Genomic DNA, 15,744 nt, shown 5'->3' with positions numbered 1-15,744 from the left:
ACCACCCCCCGGGCCATACCTTCAACAGGGGGGAGCAGTCATGCCGGGCCCGGAGGCCGGGAGCCCCATTGCGGGACCACCAAAAAGGTAATGGGTGCTTCGGGGCCCGGCGTCATGAACTCCACACCAGGACGGGCCGGTTGAACCGGCCGTAACGACCTCTCGACAAGGCGGTAGACCATGCACGAGCAGCACAACGAAACGGCCCCATCCCCCTCCGGCAGCCAGGCGCATTCGGCCCGGGTCTACGACTACATCCTGGGCGGCAAGGACCACTACGAGGTCGACCGGGCGGCGGGCGAAGCGTCGCTGCGCGCCTGGCCCGGGCTGCGCACCAGCATGTTGGCCAATCGGGCGGCCATGCGCCGAATGGCCCACTGGCTGGCCGCGGAGGCGGGCGTGCGCCAGTTCCTCGACATCGGCACCGGAATCCCCACCGAACCCAATCTGCACCAGGTCGTCCAGGAAGTGGCTCCGCAGTCGCGCATCGTCTACGTGGACAACGACCCCATCGTCCTCGCCCATGCCGACGCCCTGATGTGCAGCACGCCGCAGGGCCGCACCGCCTATGTCGAAGCCGACATGAACGCTCCGGACACACTGCTCGCCGCACCCGAGCTGCGTCAGACCCTCGATCTGGACCAGCCGGTCGCCCTGACCGTGATCGCCATGCTCCAGTTCGTCCAGGACGCACAGGGGTTGGTCGAGACGCTGATGGCACCGCTGGCGTCGGGTAGTCATCTGGCCATCACGCTCGCCACGGCGGATCTCGCCGCCGGCTCGGAGGCACTGGCGGCCGAGTACACCCGCAGGGGCATCCCCATGTACCTGCGCAACCGAGCCGAGGTGGAAACGCTCTTCAACGGCCTGGACCTCGTTGACCCGGGGGTCGTCGCCATGACCTCCTGGCGCCCGGCCGACGGGGAAGAACTGCCCGTCACGACGACCAACATGTATGCAGGGGTGGGCCGCAAGCCCTGAGCCGGTCTCGCGGGGTGGTGGCTCGGATCCCTGGCGCTCCCTCGATCATGATCATATTTTGATGGGAGCGCCCGCCCCCACGGAGGCGCCGACTCACCCGCCCCGCACTTCGCCACAGCCAAGGAGCCCAACACTTGCCCCCTGCCCTTCCCACCACGGCTGACGCACTCGTCGCACAGTCCTGGGGATTCGTCACCGACCGCGCATTGCAGACCGCCGCAGAACTCGGCATACCCGATCTCGTCGCTTCCGGCCCCCTCTCGTTGAAGGCTCTGGCCGAGGCCACGAACACCCGACCGGACGCACTACGTCGACTGCTGCGCCCGCTCGTCGGCATCGGCATCTTCCGCTTGGGCGAAGACGACACGTACGGTCGGACACAGGAGAGCGCCCTCCTCGAATCCGACCACCAGAACACCCTGCGCCCCTGGTTCCGGCTGATGTACCGGGTGACGTACCGCATGTTGGACGACCCGCTGTCGACGCTGCGCACCGGAAGACCGTCGTTCGAAGAGCGCTTCGGGAACACCTACTTCGCGCACATGGCACAACACCCCGAGGACAGTGCGGTCTTCCACGCCGCGATGGCGAGCTTCACCCGTCGTACCGCACGCGCGGTCGCCGAATCGTACGACTTCAGTGCAGCGGGCAGCATCGTGGATGTGGGCGGCGGGTTGGGAACCCTGGTGGTCGACATCCTCAACCGGCACCCTGAACCGACGGGAACGGTGTTCGACCTGCCCGACCTGGCCGGACCAGCGCGCGCCGCACTGGACGCCGCCGGGCTGCACGAGCGCGCAACGGTCGCGTCAGGCGATTTCTTCGCCGCAGTGCCCCAGGGGCGAACCCATCTGCTGTCCTGGATCCTGCACGACTGGGACGACGAGCGGGCGCTCACGGTGTTGCGCCGGTGCCGGGAGGCCCAGGACGGGCAGGACGGCCGTCTCTTGATCGTCGAGGCCGTTCTGGCCGAGCAGCCGAGCGCCGACATGACCACCGCGCTGGACCTGGTGATGTTGTTCGGCCTTGGCGGGCGGGAACGCACCGAAGCCGAGTACGGGGCCCTCCTGAAGGAGGCGGGATTTCAGCATCTGCGGACGCTTCCGCTGGAGGCGCCCGGCATGTACGTCATCGAGGCCCGCCCCCACTGACCTTGCGTCCCGAGACTCTCGGGACCCTCCGCAATGGACGACACATCCGCTGCGGAGGGTGGACAAGTGACCACGATGGGTACATCACCTCCTCCGTCGCGTCGACCGTTCCCGTCCGAGCCGGGGCAGGACCGGACGGGATGTCCTCGGCACGCGGTACCGACCGGCAGACCGAGACGGCCCGATGGTGCGGAAACACCGATCGGAGCAGAAAAGGAGCACAATCGATGGAGGGGGTGGTGGGGGCTGTGTCCGGGAGGTGCACTGATGGCAGCTCGGCGTCGATCCCGCTACGCCCCGGACCGGGGGCTGACGACCCGCATGGTGACCACGATGTTCTTCATCGGACTGCTGTACGTGGTGTTCGTCGGTGTGCTGCTGGCCGCGTTCAGCAAGGCTTGGCCGTTCATCCTGGTGATCTCCGGTGGGCTGTTCATCGCCCAGTTCTGGTTCAGCGACCGCATCGCCGAGTACAGCATGGGGGCCCGCACGGTCTCCCCGACGGAAGCTCCGGAGCTGCACGGCGCGGTCGACCGCATCTGTGCGCTCGCCGACATGCCCAAACCGCGGGTCGCCATCGCGGACAGCGATGTTCCCAATGCGTTCGCCACCGGCCGCAACGAACGCACCGCCCTGGTCTGCGCCACGACGGGCCTGTTGCGGCGCCTGGAGCCGCAGGAGCTGGAAGGCGTCCTGGCCCACGAGCTCTCGCACGTCGCCCACCGCGATGTGGCGGTGATGACCATCGCCTCCTTCCTCGGCGTCCTGGCCGGGGTCATCACCCGGGCGACCCTCTGGGGTGGGCTCGGTCGGGCCGGACGCAACAGCAATGCCGCGGTTCTGATGATCCTCATCCCGGTCATCAGCGCGGCCGTCTATGTCGTGAGCTTCCTCCTGACACGGCTGCTCTCCCGCTATCGGGAACTGTCGGCCGACCGCGCCGCCGCACTGCTGACGGGACGGCCGTCCGCACTGGCATCGGCTCTGACCAAGGTCACCGGGGAAATGGCCCGGATCCCCACGCAGGACCTGCGCAAGGCGGAACCGTACAACGCCTTCTGGTTCGCGCCTGCCTTCTCATCACGTGAGAGCCTGGCCCGATTGCTCTCCTCGCACCCTTCACTCGAACAGCGGCTGGAGCAGCTGAGCAAGATCTCCGCGGAGCTGACCCGGCCGTGACCCGGCCTGGGGAGACCGCCCGGTGAACGACCAGCGCGTCGACGGGAGGGAGGATTCCTGCCATGGGGTTTCTTGATGCGATCCTCGGCCGGAGCAAGCCGGTGCGCCCCGATCTCGACCAGTTGTTCGCCTTGCCCTCCGCCGCGATCACCTTGCAGGCGGGCGCCGACTTCCTGCCCACCGGAAGCGGATCGGTGTGCTTCGCGAGCGTCGAGGGGGGTGCGTTCCTTCGGCTGCAGGAGGACGTCAGGGGGCTGCTGGATGTGGACTCGCGCAACGGTGACGCACCCGTCGAGTTCGTCCAGGACGGGTACGGATACTCGTGGGTGCTGGTGCGGCAACCGGCCGATGACACGGTTTCCCTGGTCAACGATCTCCACGCGGTCAACACCCTGCTCCAGGACGCGGGGTTCGGTCCGCACTTGTTGTGCTCGCTGGTCTCCTTCGCACAAGAGGCCCGTAGGCGTCCGCTGGGTCTGGTCTACCTCTACAAGCGGGGCGCCTTCTACCCCTTCGCACCGCTACCCGGCGCCCAGGACCGCAGGGACACCGAGCTGGAACTCCAAGTGAGGGCACTGCTGAGCGCCGATCTCCGGATGGAGTCGGATCTGGCCCGGTGGTTTCCGCTCTGGGGTGCACCCGGCTTGGAACCTTGACCGCGCGACATACCACGGTTCATCACTTCATAGTAGATCCATGGCTGATGATGACTTGTTTTCCCTATCGCAGCACCATTCTGGCCAAGGTTGCTGCCGTTGAGAAGACACGGACAACCCGAGGGCACCACAACACATCTGGAGGGGCGGCGGGACGGATGAGCGCCCCGCGTCTGTCGGCGGTGTGCAGTGTGACCAACTGCCCCGGCGATGGTGAACGACCCATCCCCAGTGGTACAGACCATGTCCCACGGTTTTCGCAACGCATCGCACACACGAGGACCCATGACCAGATCTTCACGTGCACGCTTCGCCCGCCCGGCCCTCGCTGCCGCAGCGGCGCTCACCGTGACCGCCGGTGTCGTCGCAGCAGCACCTGACGCCAAGAAGGCAGAGTCAGCGCCGAAGCTCACTCTGATCGCCGCATCCAAGTCGGTGAACATCCACAGCTACGAGGGGGCGACCGGACTCGACCTGAATCTCGGCACCTACCTCACCGCCGAAGGCTCCCCCCTGGAGCTCACGGCCAAGCGCAAGTCGTACAAGGACCCCATCACCGTCCAGCAGACCATCCGTCAGGGCAAGAAGGTCACCACCAAGAACCTGCCCGCCGGTCTGGTGAAGGACTTCCAGGGGCTCCCCGACTTCACCCACATCACCATGACCGACGCGTCGGGCAAGAAGGTGCTGGACGCGAAGGAGAACTTCTGTCCCAACAACGCGTCCGGACGGGTGCGCCCGGATGCCGCCGCGACCTCGCGGTATCCCGAGAGCTGCCCGCGGAACCCGTTCACCCGCGGGTCGGTGTGGGGAGTGGAGAACGGTTGGGCGTCCAACACGTACAACAGTTGGTACACCGAGGGTGTCACCCTGCCGGCCGGTACGTACACCGCCAAGATCAACGTGGCCAAGAAGTACCGTGACCTCTTCGGCATCGCGAACAAGCCGCAGACGGTCAAGGTCAACGTCACGGTCGAGCCCAGCCCGGTGGGACGTGCCGCGGCCAAGAAGCACGGCTCGCACGGCGCCGGGCACGCGGGCCACCACGACTCCGCTCCGAAGATGACGCTCCAGGAAGCGACCAGTGGGAACGGCCCGACGTACAACGTCGGACATGCGCCGTACCCGCCGGCGCCGCCGGCACTGCCGTGGGCGCTCCAGAAGTCCGCGCGCACCGTCGCGAACGTCGGCGACCGCCCCGGCCAGACCGACGGCTCCCGCCTGGCCCCCGGTCTGAAGGCCAACGCCAAGCGTCCGACCGGCAAGGCCGTCGTACCCGACGTCCCGAAGCCGGACCTGCGGTCCCTGCCCGCCTTCGACGTCCAGATCAGCACCGCGCCCGAGAACCCCGCGGGCAAGGACTTCATGTCCTTCAGCGCCAATGTGTGGAACGCCGGTCCGGCGCAGCTGGTCGTGGACGGATTCCGTGCTCCGGGCGACGAGCTGATGGACGCCTACCAGTACTTCTACGACGCCAAGGGCAAGCAGGTGGGATACACGCCCACCGGCACGATGGAGTGGGACCCTCGGCCCGGTCACAACCACTGGCACTTCACCGACTTCGCGAGCTACCGGCTTCTGAAGGCGGACAAGAAGGAAGCGGTGCGCAGTGGCAAGGAGGCGTTCTGCCTGGTCAACACCGATGCCGTGGACTACACCGTGAAGAACGCCAACTGGCACCCCTTCAGCACGGACCTGTCGAGCGCCTGTGGTGAGGAGAAGGCGATCTCCGTCCGCGAGGTGCTGGACGTCGGCTCCGGTGACACCTACACCCAGGACCTGCCTGACCAGTCCTTCGACATCACCGACCTGCCCAACGGCACGTACTACATCGAGGTCCTCGCCAACCCCGAGAAGCGGTTGAAGGAGACCACCACCGCCAACAACTCCGCCCTGCGACAGGTCGTCCTGGGAGGTACGCCGGGAGCCCGTACGGTGACCGTGCCCCCGCACGACCTCATCAACGCCAACTAGTTCGGGGTTCCACAACCCACCAGTGCCACCGGGCCCGGTCACCTCGTGTGACCGGGCCCGGTGTGTTGTGGGGCACGAGGTCAGGGCGCGAGGTCAGGGCACGGGCTGCTCCGCTGCGTGCAACGGCATTCCGCCGACCGCAGCGGACAGCTGCGGAACCAGCCACTCCACAACGTACGGCAGGCTGAGCACCGAGACGAACGCGGTGGCATGGCCGTAGTCGCTGCTCTCGTGCACGAGGACCTCCCGGCGTTCCGACACCACCCTGAGATCGCCGTACGACGGGTCCTCGTACAGCTCGGCCCGGTCCTTGGCGACGTCATCGACGATCCAGACGATGGCGTCCTGGTCGAGCAGATCCGTGCGTTCCTCGCTGAGGTTGGCGCCGAACCGGTCCCCGATCACCGTGTCGAGGCCCTCGGGCAGTCTGAAGCCGAGGTTGCCGAGCAGCCGCGAACGCGGATCGTGACTGCCGTACACGAACACGCCCCCGTGGTGGGTGGCCATGACGGCCGTCGCGCCCTTGAACTCGGGCCTGGCCGCTGCGGCTATCTCCGCCTCGGTGTCGGTGATCATCTGCATCGCCTCCTCGCGCTTACCGAGCACCAGACCCACCTTCTGGGTCAGCTCCTGCCAGGGGATTGCGTAGTCTTCGTACCGCTTGGGCTGGGCGACGACCGGGGCGAGCTCGCTCAGGGCGGCGTACTGCTCTTTCGTGAGCCCGCCGTGCAGGGCCAGAATCACATCCGGTTTAAGCGCGGCGATCTTCTCCACCTCGGGGCCGGTTCCGGTGTCCGAGAGGACGGTGGGGAGCTTCGCGCCGCCGAGTCGGTCCTCGGCCCACGGTCCGATGGCGCCGGGATAGCCACCCAGCCAATCCGTGGTGGCGATCGGCACCTTGCCGAGGGCGAGCACCGCGTCCTGGTCGGTCAGTCCGACGGTGACGATCCGCTGGGGCTCCGACGTGACGGTGGTGCTGCCGTACTTGTGCTGGATCGTGACCGGGTAGGCAGCGGCGCCCTGCCCGGACGGATCGGCGGACTCGTCCCGGGTGGAGTCTCCGGAGCTGTCGCACGCGGTGCCGCCGAGCAGCAGAAGGGCTGAGGCGAGTACGGCGGCGATCCGTGGGACTCTGCGGAAGCGGGCCATCGGTGATCCTTCGGTTCAGATTCCAGTGGGGGCTATCGCCGGGGAGTGCGCGGGGAACTCCGGAAGTCCGGCTTCATCGCGTGCCCGGCGGCTCCCCGACCACGCTTCCCACAGGATGGCGTACGGCCCATTGGCGTTGCACAGTTCGTCATGGGTTCCGGTTTCGACGATTCGACCGGCGTCCATCACGACGATGCGGTCGGCTGCCGCGGCCTGGGTCAACCGGTGTGCCACGATCAGGGCCGTCCGGCCATCGATGGCACGGGCGACCGCCTTCTCCAGCGCACGGGCTCCGGTGCTGCCCGCCTCCGCGGTGGCCTCGTCCAGGATGACCACCGGCGGATCAGCGAGGACGAGGCGGGCGAGCGCCAGGGTCTGCGTCTGGCCGCCGCTCAGTCGATGGCCGCCTTCACCGACGACGGTCCCCAACCCCTCGGGCAGTGCCTCCACCCAGGCCAGCGCGTCGACCCGGTCGAGGGCTGCGCGCAGTTCGTCGTCCGTGGCATCGGGACGGGCGAGCCTGAGGTCATCGGCGAGCGGCCCGGCGAAGACATGGGTCTCCTGGGTGATCAGGGCGACCGTGCGTCGGATGGCGCCGGGACCGATGTGGTGCAGCGGTACGGCCCCGAGGGCGATGTGCCCTTCGGCCGGCTCGTGGATGCCGGCGATCAACTTGGCCAGGGTGGTCTTGCCCGCGCCGCTCGCTCCGACCAGCGCGACCCGTTCACCGGGGTGCAGTTCCATGGTGATGTCGCGCAACACCTGGTGTCCGCTGCGGTAGGAGTGGCTGACGTCGCTCACGGCGACGGAGGCGTCCTTCGGGATGAGCGGTCGGTTTGGCTGTTTGGGCAGGGGCCGATCGGCCACACCGATGATGCGGGAGAGCCCGGCGACGGCGGATTGGGCGTCGTCGATGAGCACGAGGGCGGAGTTGACCGGGCCGAAGAGGCTGTGGAAGTAGAGTGCCGCCGCGGTCGCGGTACCCACGGATGCTGCGTCCGCCCGTACCAGCAGGAATCCGGTGCCGAGGACGGCGGTCAGGCCGATGTACTCGGCGATATGCAGACGGCTGTAGAACCTCAGCACCAGGTGGACGCCGCGCATGGTCAGGCCGACGACGGCCCGGGAGCGTTCCTCGACCTGCTCGGTGTGTTCCTTCTCCAGTCGGAAGGCCCGTACGGTCGAGCTGCCGCCGATGGTGTCGAGGAGCTGTTGCTGCTGGGCGCCGTTGGCGATGCGCTGCTTCGCGTACAGGGGCACCGCGCGCCGGACGTACCAGCGGGCGGTGTGGAGCTGGACGGGGAGCGCGAGGAGTGCGGCGAGGAGGAACCGCCAGTCGAGTACGGCGAGGGCGCCCAGGGTCAGGACGATGGCGAGGAGGGAACGGGCCAGCTCGGGCAGGGCGTGTCGGACGGCCTCGGCGGTGAGGGACACATCACCGGTCACCCGGACGGTCAGATCGCCGGATCCGGCTCGCTCCACTTCTTCCAGGGGGAGACCGAGAGCACGCTCGATGAATCGTTCCCTCAGCTGGGCGAGCAGGGATTCACCGAGCCGGGAGACCAGCGAGAGGCCGACCGCCGTGGTGAGGCCCTGAACGACGGCAACGGCGGCCAGGAGAAGAACGGTGGTGGTGAGGGCGTCGGGCGGGCGCTGCCCTGCCGCGATGTCCACGATGCGGCCGAGGAGCGGCTGGGTCAGCAGTCCGACGGCCGTTGCGATGACCATGATGGTGAAGCCGGCGACCGCGAGGATTCGATGGGGCCGCAGGAGTTCGGCGACCGCCGCCCGGGTCCGCGCCGGCGTGGCGACGGGGAGCAGGATGCGCTCGGACTCCTCACCGGCGGTGGCGTTCGTCGGCTCGTTGCGCACGGCAGCGAACAACGCAGTCTTCGATGAGTCGGCCCTTCCGTCCGGGGCGGAGCTGCCAGGTTCCGCGGGTCCGGAATCGTGCCGGGCCTGGTGCTGGCGGCTGCTCATGAGAGCACCGCCGTACGGTAGACGGGGTGGTCGCGGACGAGATCGCCATGGGTGGCCGTGGCGAGGACCCGACCGCCTTCGATGAAGACGACGCGGTCGGTCGTGGCCAGCAACGCGGGGCTCGTGGTCAACACGACGGTGGTACGACCCGCACGGATCTCGCGCAAACCGGCCGCGATCTTGGCCTCGGTGACCGCGTCGACGGCGGTGGCGGGGTCATGGAGGACGAGTATGGGCGCGTCGGCTGCGAGGGCCCGGGCGAGTGCCACGCGTTGCCGTTGGCCTCCGGAGAGCGATCGGCCGCGTTCGGTCACAGCCGTCGCTGCGCCCTGGTGCAGCGACCGGGCCACCTCGTCGGCGCCGGACGCCACCATCGCACGGGCCGCCGTGTCGGCCGAGCCGGCTGCCGCCATGACATTGCCGAGGAGGGTGCCCTCGAAGAGGTCCGCGTCGTGTTCGGCGACGAGGACCGCGGTTCGGACGTCGGCAGGGTGCAGGCTGCGCCAGGGCACTCCGTCCAGTTCGACGGACCCTTCGTCGGGGTCGAAGCGACGGGCGAGACAGCCGAGCAGGGCGTTCGCGTCGGCGGGATCGGTCGTGACAACGCCCACGACCTCGCCAGGCGCGATGTGCACATCGACTCCGCGGAGTGTGTCGTGGGAGACCTCGCGCAGCCGCAGGTGTCCCCGGACGGAGGACGGGAGCGGGTCGGTGCCCGGGAGGGCGGTGCCGTCAGTGGCCAGCACTTCGGCGATGCGGGCTGCGGAGGCCCGGCCCTGTGCCAGTTCGGCGTTCACCCAGGAGAACTGGGAGAGGGGTCCCAGCAGGAACAGCGCGAGTCCGACCGCCGAGACGAGTTCGCCGAGGCTAATGTCCCCTGCCGTGGCCAGCCGCCCGCCGAGGAGCGCCACCAGCGCGATGAACACACCGGTCAGCGACAGCACTATGCCGTTCTGCCATGCCTGCGCGCGTGCGGCCCGGAGCGTCGCCGCCAAGGAGTGACGGCTGGTGGTGCGATAGCGGGCGACCGCTGCGGGTTCCGCGCCGATGCCCTTGAGCACGCGGAGTCCGGCGACGAGGTCCGCTGCGATGCCGGAGGCGTGCGCGGCCCGCTCCTGTTCGGCTTCGCTGCGGCGCTCCAGGGGCTTGCTCAGCAGATGGCCTAGCCAGAGCAGCAGTGGGGTGCCGAGGAGCACCACCAGGCCGAGCACGGCGGAGATCCGCACCAGGACCACGGCGCTGACGAGCAGTCCCATCAGGGCGGCGATTCCGACGACCAGGGCCATGCAGACGGTGCCGACCCGTTTGGCATCGAGGGTGGCGATGTTGGTCAGCTCGCCCGAGAGCCGTCCGTGTGGCGCGCCGTCCTCCGGGGCGAGGACGCGGCTGACGAGTTGGGTCCTGAGTCGGTGTGCGGACTCTTCCGCGGCCCGTTCGCCGGCGCGCGCCCCGAAGCGGAAGCTGAAGGAGAGACCCAGGTAGATGACGCCGAGGGCGGCGATTCCCAGCACCAGGCCGGTCGCATCGCCGTCCGCGACACCGCGGTCGATCACCACGCCGATCACCACGGGCACCAGTGCCTCGCCGGCCTGATGCCCGGCCCCCAGGAGCGATCCGAGTGCGACGTCACGACGCTGCCCGGCAATGGCCCCTCGCAGAACCGTTTTTCCCGACAGCCCTGTCGCCCCCACCGCACCCCTCCGGCACCTCAACAGCAGTGCCCATCCGAAGAGCACGAGAATCTGGGTAAGGCTAGCCTAACTCCCGACGGGTGCCCACCCCCGGCTGGCTCCACGGGCACCGGCGCATCCCTTCTGAACAGGGCGTACGCCTCAATCGCGGCGGCAGGCGCAGCCTTCGCCGTCGCCCGGCGGAGGCTCGGGCTCAGCGCGGTGGAGGTAGCCGGTGTGGGCACGGTGGGGCCCGCTGCACCGCGGTTCGCACACGGTGGACCTCTCGACCTTCCCTTCGAGGCGCACCAGTCGGTAGCGCTGCTCGTACCGCGATCGACGGCGCAGATCCGACTTCCGCGGTCTGGCCCGGCGCGCTGCGGCGACGAGGGCGGCGACCTCGGGGCTCTCCTTGCGCAGCCGGTAGAGCGCCCGGCCGGACATGCCGACGAGCGCGGCGGCAGGACCGTGCTGGGCGCCTGACCGCAGGGCCTTCAGCAGGACGCGCAACGCGGCGGGGTTGAGTTGTCGGGTCGGCCCCGCTGTCTGGGTCCGGGCCATCTCGGCCGCCGCCGTCATGGCCGTCGCGAACAGTTCATTCTGGGTCTGCCAGTTGCGCAGGAGACGTTCCGAGACGCCGGCGGCCATCGCACAGCCGGCCGGGCTCAGCCCGAGCGCTGCCGCACGCAGCGCGTCGGCCATCCTGGATGCGGTCTCTTCGCGGAGGTTGGGCCCCTTCTCTAGTGCATGGAGCAAGGAGCGGTCCACATCTTCCTGTACATCAAGGCGGGCGACCACACTGTCGGCCCAGAGCTCCAACGGGTTCGCAGGAGTCTCTCCATGCCCATCCACACCGCAACACCTTCTTAGGTTAGCCTCACCTAACCATAATCCTATCTGTCTCGCCATGGCCCAGCTACGCGCGAGTTCGCCCAACCAGAGGAAGACAACGGGGCTTTCGTTCCATCGGAGGGATGCGTTCATGCTCTGCAAGAAGATCACCCATGCCGACATCGTCACCATGGACCCGGCTCGTCCCCGTGCGCGCCAACTCGGCATCTGGAACGGCTTGGTCGTGGGCCTCGACGAGGAGGTTGCGGGATTGCCGGCCCGGGAGGTCATCGATCTCGACGGGGCCGCAGTCCTTCCGGGGTTCATCGATGCCCATGTCCATCTGATGTGGGCGGGGTTGGCGGCCCGGGCGACGAGCGTCGCGCCGTGTGCCTCGGCGGCGGCCGTCCTCAGTGCGGTCGCCCGGGCGGTCAAGGACGCTCCCGCCGATGGCTGGGTCGAACTGTCCGGCTACGACCAGCGCCCGTTGGGCCGTCATCTGACCGCGGTGGAGCTGGACACCGTCAGTGCGGGGCGGAAGGTACTGCTCGGGCACGTCTCGGGCCACGGTTGCGTGGCGAACACCGCGGTCCTCGACCTCCTACCGTCCGGAGCAGCGCGGACGGAAGGCTTCCTGGCAGAGGAGGAGATGGCGACGGCGCGGCGGCTGCGGCCCCCGCGGACGCTCAGCGAACTGGTGGACGCCATCGACCACTCCTCACGCGCCTGTCGGGCCGAGGGGATCACAGCCTGCGTGGAAGCGGGGCTGGGCAGTTCGTTGTTCGCGTACGGGTCGCTCGACGGCGCGGCCTTCCAACGGGCCCTGAAACAGAACCGCCTGGCGGTCCGGACGCAGTTGATGGTGGCCGCCGACGCCCTCGGTCCGGTGCAGGCGGCGCGCGAAGACCTGACAACCCATGCCCTGAGCCTCGGTCTGCACACGGGCTTCGGTGACGGCCCGCTCTCGCTGGGCGCGCTCAAGGTCTTCACCGACGGCGGCATGATGGCCCGCACGGCCGCGCTCACCACGCCCTACGAGGGGACGACCAACAGCGGCCAGCTCCAGACGACGGAACGCCCCTTGACGGACATCATCGTCGAGGGACACCTCGCCGGCTGGCAGCTCGCCGTCCACGCCATCGGGGACCGGGCCGTCGACGTCGCACTCGACGCCCTGGCCCGAGCCCAGCACCTCCGTCCGCGCCCCGATGCCCGTCACCGCATCGAACACGCCGGGCTGGTGCGCCCGGACCAGCTGCCGAGGTTCGCATCGCTGGGGGTGATCGCGGTCGTCCAACCCTCGTTCCTCCGTCACTTCGGCGATGACTACGCCGCCATCATGGGGAGTGAGCGCGCCAACTGGCTCTACCGCGGGCGTGAGTTCCTCGACCACGGCATACGTCTGGTGGGCAGTTCGGACCGGCCGGTCGCCGACGGCGCCCCACTGCGAGCCATGCAGTTCATGGTCGAGCGCGCCTCCCTCTCGGGGCAGCTCATCGGCCCGGGCGAAGGGATCACCATCGATGAGGCACTGCGCGCGTACACCGTGGATGCGGCCCATGCGTGCCACTGGGAGAACAGCGCGGGCAGCATTGCTCCGGGCAAGCGCGCCGATCTGGTGGTGCTGGATGCCAACCCCAGAAATGCGCCGCCGTCGACTTTGGGGGACATCGAGGTCCTGGGAACGTTCCTGGCGGGCGAGAGCGGCCTGTGACCGCCGGGTGTGCTGAGGTCCGCACTGCAAGACGGCGGGCGCCGGGCATGATCCTCAACGCCGGGCCCTGGTGCTCGGGAGGGCCGACCCACGAGTGCGCCGATGCCCGGTCGGCAGCTCTCACAACCGGACGCACCATCTATGCCGGGGGCAAAACCGCCCCCGGCGTGTCCGGCGCTCTGCATGGCACCGGGTTCCTCCCGACACCGGATCACGGGTGGGAGCGGGCCGGAACACGGTCGGATGGACCGTCTGGCGACCTGTGACGAATGCACTTTTCACAACGTGCGCACGTGGGCGTGCGCCCGATCAGCCGAGGCTCGACTGCAAGGAGAGCGTCGCCCAGACGGTCTTGCCGCGGGGCGGAGTGAGCGACCAGGACCACGTCCGACTCAGGGCGCTGATCAGTGCGAGACCACGGCCGCCCAGCGCTGAGGCCTCGGCATCCCGCGGGCAGGGAGGGCGGGAGCTGGGGTCGGTGACCGCGCAGACCAGTTCATCGGGGTGGAGGAAGATCCCCAGCCAGACGGGGTACTCCCCCTGGTCGGCGGTGCCCGGCTCCACTGCGTGCTGAACGGCGTTGGTGACCAGTTCGCTCACCACGAGACCCGCATCGGGCAACAACCGCTCCAACGCCCATCCGTCGAGGGTCGCTGCCAGGAAGCGCCGGGCCTGGGGCGCGTTGCGCAGTTGCCCGTCCAGGCCGCAGGCGGCGAATCCGGCGGGTCGACCGCCGTGGCTCATGCCCCACGGAGGCTCGTTCGACGCGGTTAAGCCCAACGGCCAGCGCACACCGGGGGCGGCGCCGCGCAACCGGCTGCCGTACCTGGTGCTCACATTCGCCGAGGCTGGCACATGGGTCGTCACTGGTCATGTCCCCCTGGAGGCTTCGGACTTCGGGCGCTGCGGCAGCCGCCGTGCGACGAGTATGGTCGAGTATCACGTCGGAATGCAATTGCATCTGAGATTGCAAATGGGATTGCATGGACCGGCGCCATCTGTCGCGAACATACGTACGGAGAGCAAGGGGCTGTTGCGGTGGAGCGTTTCTTCAACGGCATGAGTGCAGGCGCACTGAGTGCTACGACATGGACCAAGAGCAGTCACAGCAACGCCACCGGGAACTGCGTGGAGTTGGCCCAACTCCCGGGCGGTCAGGTGGCGATACGCAACTCCCGCGATCCGCAGGGTCCGGCATTGATCTACACGCGGGACGAGATAGCGGCGTTCGTGGCGGGCGCTCGGGGTGGCGACTTCGATTCCATGATTGGCTGAAAAACTACACAGGAATGTCATGTTCCGCCCCTGCGGAGATTCCGTGATGGATACTGGCTTCTTCCCAGCGTCCGCAGGAGCGCCCGATGGCTGCAACCGACCCGAACGAGTCGTTGTTCGTACGACCCCTTGGGGCGGTGGAGAAGAACCCAACCGCACTGAAGGTGATCCTCGGCGGCAAACTGCGCGAGCTGCGCGTTGCCGCCGAGCTTGATCCGGCTGACGTGGATGGTCGGCTCGGATTCTCACGCTCGAAAACAAGCCGAATCGAACTGGGGCGCCATGGGTGCAAGCAGGCAGATGCCCTTGCGCTGCTCGCTCTCTATGGAGTAGACGGCGAAGACCGTATTGCCGAGTTCCTCCGACTGGTCGAGCAGTCCCGCCGGCCCGACTGGTGGCGCTCCTTCAGCGATGTCCTCTCCGACTTCTTCACACCGCTCGTGGCCCTGGAAGGCGCCGCGGAGCGCATCCGGACGTACGAGCCGTTCTATGTGCCCGGGCTGCTCCAGATTCCGGCGTACACCCGTGCCGTCATCACCACCGGTCCCGGGCAACTGCTCGCCCACGACGTGATGCGGCGAGTGGATTTGCGGCAGGAGCGGCAGCGTCACCTCGACGCCCCGGACGCGCCGCATCTGTGGGCCGTCATCGACGAGTCCGTCCTGCTGCGCACCGTGGGCGGCCCCGAGATCATGCGGGAACAACTGGAACACCTCATCACCATGATGGAGCGCCCCAGGGTCTCCCTCCAGATCGCCCCGCTCGATGTGTCCGCCTCCGTGGGCGTGGGCACTGGCGTCACCTATCTGCGGTTCGCCCTCGGCGACCTCAAGGACGCCGTGTACATCGAGCACCTGACGGACTCGACGTTCACCCAGAAGCCGCAGACCGTCGAGCAGTACCGGAACATGCTGGACAGGTTGGGAGCGTGTGCGCTCACGCCCGCCGAGTCCAGGGCCATGCTGGAGAAGCGGCTGAGCGCCTACTGAGCCCCACCAACAACAACAGCGACGAGGCCGCCCGGGAGCTCCCGGGTGGCCTCGTGCATTGCTGCGGCCACCCACCGAACCCACCGAACCAGATCGGGAAACGGCCCTGTTCCGCGCGCCGATCGGGGCGCGGGACAGGGGCGGTGGGGGAGGCCGGCGGCGCGGGGGGGCCCGGCAGGGGATGGGGGGCAGAAG

Annotated in this window: 13 protein-coding genes; 8 read left to right on the top strand and 5 right to left on the bottom strand. The window is 68.5% G+C overall.

The window, feature by feature from the left end; genetic code table 11:
• Positions 1 to 180 precede the first annotated feature (180 nt).
• From ABZ348_RS33900 to ABZ348_RS33880, 5 genes are all read left to right on the top strand, one after another.
• Positions 181 to 981 carry an SAM-dependent methyltransferase gene (locus tag ABZ348_RS33900; protein WP_358939739.1) on the top strand — a complete coding sequence of 267 codons (801 nt, stop codon included), beginning with the start codon at positions 181 to 183 and terminating at the stop codon, positions 979 to 981.
• A 134-nt stretch (positions 982 to 1,115) separates the two neighbouring features.
• Positions 1,116 to 2,132, top strand: coding sequence for a methyltransferase (locus ABZ348_RS33895; protein WP_358939738.1), 1,017 nt, complete (start codon positions 1,116 to 1,118; stop codon positions 2,130 to 2,132).
• Positions 2,133 to 2,399: 267 nt separating this feature from the next.
• A complete protein-coding gene (gene htpX / locus ABZ348_RS33890; protein WP_358939736.1) occupies positions 2,400 to 3,311 on the top strand; it encodes a zinc metalloprotease HtpX in 912 nt (303 codons plus the stop codon).
• Positions 3,312 to 3,373: 62 nt separating this feature from the next.
• Positions 3,374 to 3,967 (top strand): hypothetical protein, encoded by a 594-nt coding sequence (locus tag ABZ348_RS33885; RefSeq protein WP_358939734.1) that lies wholly within the window; start codon positions 3,374 to 3,376, stop codon positions 3,965 to 3,967.
• Between the two features lie 285 nt (positions 3,968 to 4,252).
• Entirely contained in the window at positions 4,253 to 5,941 is a 1,689-nt protein-coding gene (locus ABZ348_RS33880) for a lysyl oxidase family protein (protein WP_358939732.1), read from the top strand.
• 93 nt (positions 5,942 to 6,034) lie between these two features.
• On the opposite strand, the gene ABZ348_RS33875 is transcribed toward ABZ348_RS33880, so the two are convergent.
• The 4 genes from ABZ348_RS33875 to ABZ348_RS33860 form a co-directional block, all read right to left on the bottom strand.
• Positions 6,035 to 7,090, bottom strand: a complete 1,056-nt coding sequence (locus ABZ348_RS33875) for an iron-siderophore ABC transporter substrate-binding protein (RefSeq protein ID WP_358939731.1) — start codon at positions 7,088 to 7,090, stop codon at positions 6,035 to 6,037.
• Positions 7,091 to 7,105: 15 nt separating this feature from the next.
• Positions 7,106 to 9,070 (bottom strand): ABC transporter ATP-binding protein, encoded by a 1,965-nt coding sequence (locus tag ABZ348_RS33870; RefSeq protein WP_358939729.1) that lies wholly within the window; start codon positions 9,068 to 9,070, stop codon positions 7,106 to 7,108.
• Positions 9,067 to 10,761, bottom strand: a complete 1,695-nt coding sequence (locus tag ABZ348_RS33865; RefSeq protein WP_358939727.1) for an ABC transporter ATP-binding protein — start codon at positions 10,759 to 10,761, stop codon at positions 9,067 to 9,069. Before ABZ348_RS33865 ends, ABZ348_RS33870 begins: the two co-directional genes overlap by 4 nt.
• A 141-nt stretch (positions 10,762 to 10,902) precedes the next feature.
• Positions 10,903 to 11,592 carry a hypothetical protein gene (locus tag ABZ348_RS33860; protein WP_358939725.1) on the bottom strand — a complete coding sequence of 230 codons (690 nt, stop codon included), beginning with the start codon at positions 11,590 to 11,592 and terminating at the stop codon, positions 10,903 to 10,905.
• A 130-nt stretch (positions 11,593 to 11,722) separates the two neighbouring features.
• Here ABZ348_RS33860 and ABZ348_RS33855 point away from each other — a divergent pair, with 130 nt between their 5' ends.
• Complete coding sequence (locus ABZ348_RS33855) at positions 11,723 to 13,285, top strand: amidohydrolase (RefSeq protein WP_358939723.1); 1,563 nt, start codon at positions 11,723 to 11,725, stop codon at positions 13,283 to 13,285.
• 309 nt (positions 13,286 to 13,594) lie between these two features.
• Here the strand turns inward: ABZ348_RS33855 and ABZ348_RS33850 are convergent, their stop codons facing one another.
• Positions 13,595 to 14,122, bottom strand: coding sequence for an ATP-binding protein (locus ABZ348_RS33850; protein WP_358939721.1), 528 nt, complete (start codon positions 14,120 to 14,122; stop codon positions 13,595 to 13,597).
• Between the two features lie 201 nt (positions 14,123 to 14,323).
• Here ABZ348_RS33850 and ABZ348_RS33845 point away from each other — a divergent pair, with 201 nt between their 5' ends.
• Together ABZ348_RS33845 and ABZ348_RS33840 are read left to right on the top strand one after the other, a co-directional pair.
• Positions 14,324 to 14,560 carry a DUF397 domain-containing protein gene (locus ABZ348_RS33845; protein WP_358939719.1) on the top strand — a complete coding sequence of 79 codons (237 nt, stop codon included), beginning with the start codon at positions 14,324 to 14,326 and terminating at the stop codon, positions 14,558 to 14,560.
• Positions 14,561 to 14,646: 86 nt separating this feature from the next.
• Positions 14,647 to 15,549 (top strand): helix-turn-helix transcriptional regulator, encoded by a 903-nt coding sequence (locus tag ABZ348_RS33840; protein ID WP_358939717.1) that lies wholly within the window; start codon positions 14,647 to 14,649, stop codon positions 15,547 to 15,549.
• Positions 15,550 to 15,744: the final 195 nt, after the last annotated feature.

The sequence above is a fragment of the Streptomyces sp. NPDC005963 genome (genome assembly GCF_040638655.1).
In the GTDB taxonomy this organism is placed as follows: Bacteria; Actinomycetota; Actinomycetes; order Streptomycetales; family Streptomycetaceae; genus Streptomyces.
This window is presented reverse-complemented; position numbering and strand designations above follow the sequence as displayed.

Excerpts from the sequence above, each read along its gene's own strand:
- ABZ348_RS33900 (WP_358939739.1), top strand. The coding sequence starts at position 181 with ATGCACGAGCAGCACAACGAAACGGCCCCATCCCCCTCCGGCAGCCAG.
- htpX (WP_358939736.1), top strand. The coding sequence starts at position 2,400 with ATGGCAGCTCGGCGTCGATCCCGCTACGCCCCGGACCGGGGGCTGACG.
- ABZ348_RS33885 (WP_358939734.1), top strand. The coding sequence starts at position 3,374 with ATGGGGTTTCTTGATGCGATCCTCGGCCGGAGCAAGCCGGTGCGCCCC.
- ABZ348_RS33880 (WP_358939732.1), top strand. The coding sequence starts at position 4,253 with ATGACCAGATCTTCACGTGCACGCTTCGCCCGCCCGGCCCTCGCTGCC.
- ABZ348_RS33875 (WP_358939731.1), bottom strand. The coding sequence starts at position 7,090 with ATGGCCCGCTTCCGCAGAGTCCCACGGATCGCCGCCGTACTCGCCTCA.
- ABZ348_RS33870 (WP_358939729.1), bottom strand. The coding sequence starts at position 9,070 with ATGAGCAGCCGCCAGCACCAGGCCCGGCACGATTCCGGACCCGCGGAA.
- ABZ348_RS33855 (WP_358939723.1), top strand. The coding sequence starts at position 11,723 with ATGCTCTGCAAGAAGATCACCCATGCCGACATCGTCACCATGGACCCG.
- ABZ348_RS33840 (WP_358939717.1), top strand. The coding sequence starts at position 14,647 with ATGGCTGCAACCGACCCGAACGAGTCGTTGTTCGTACGACCCCTTGGG.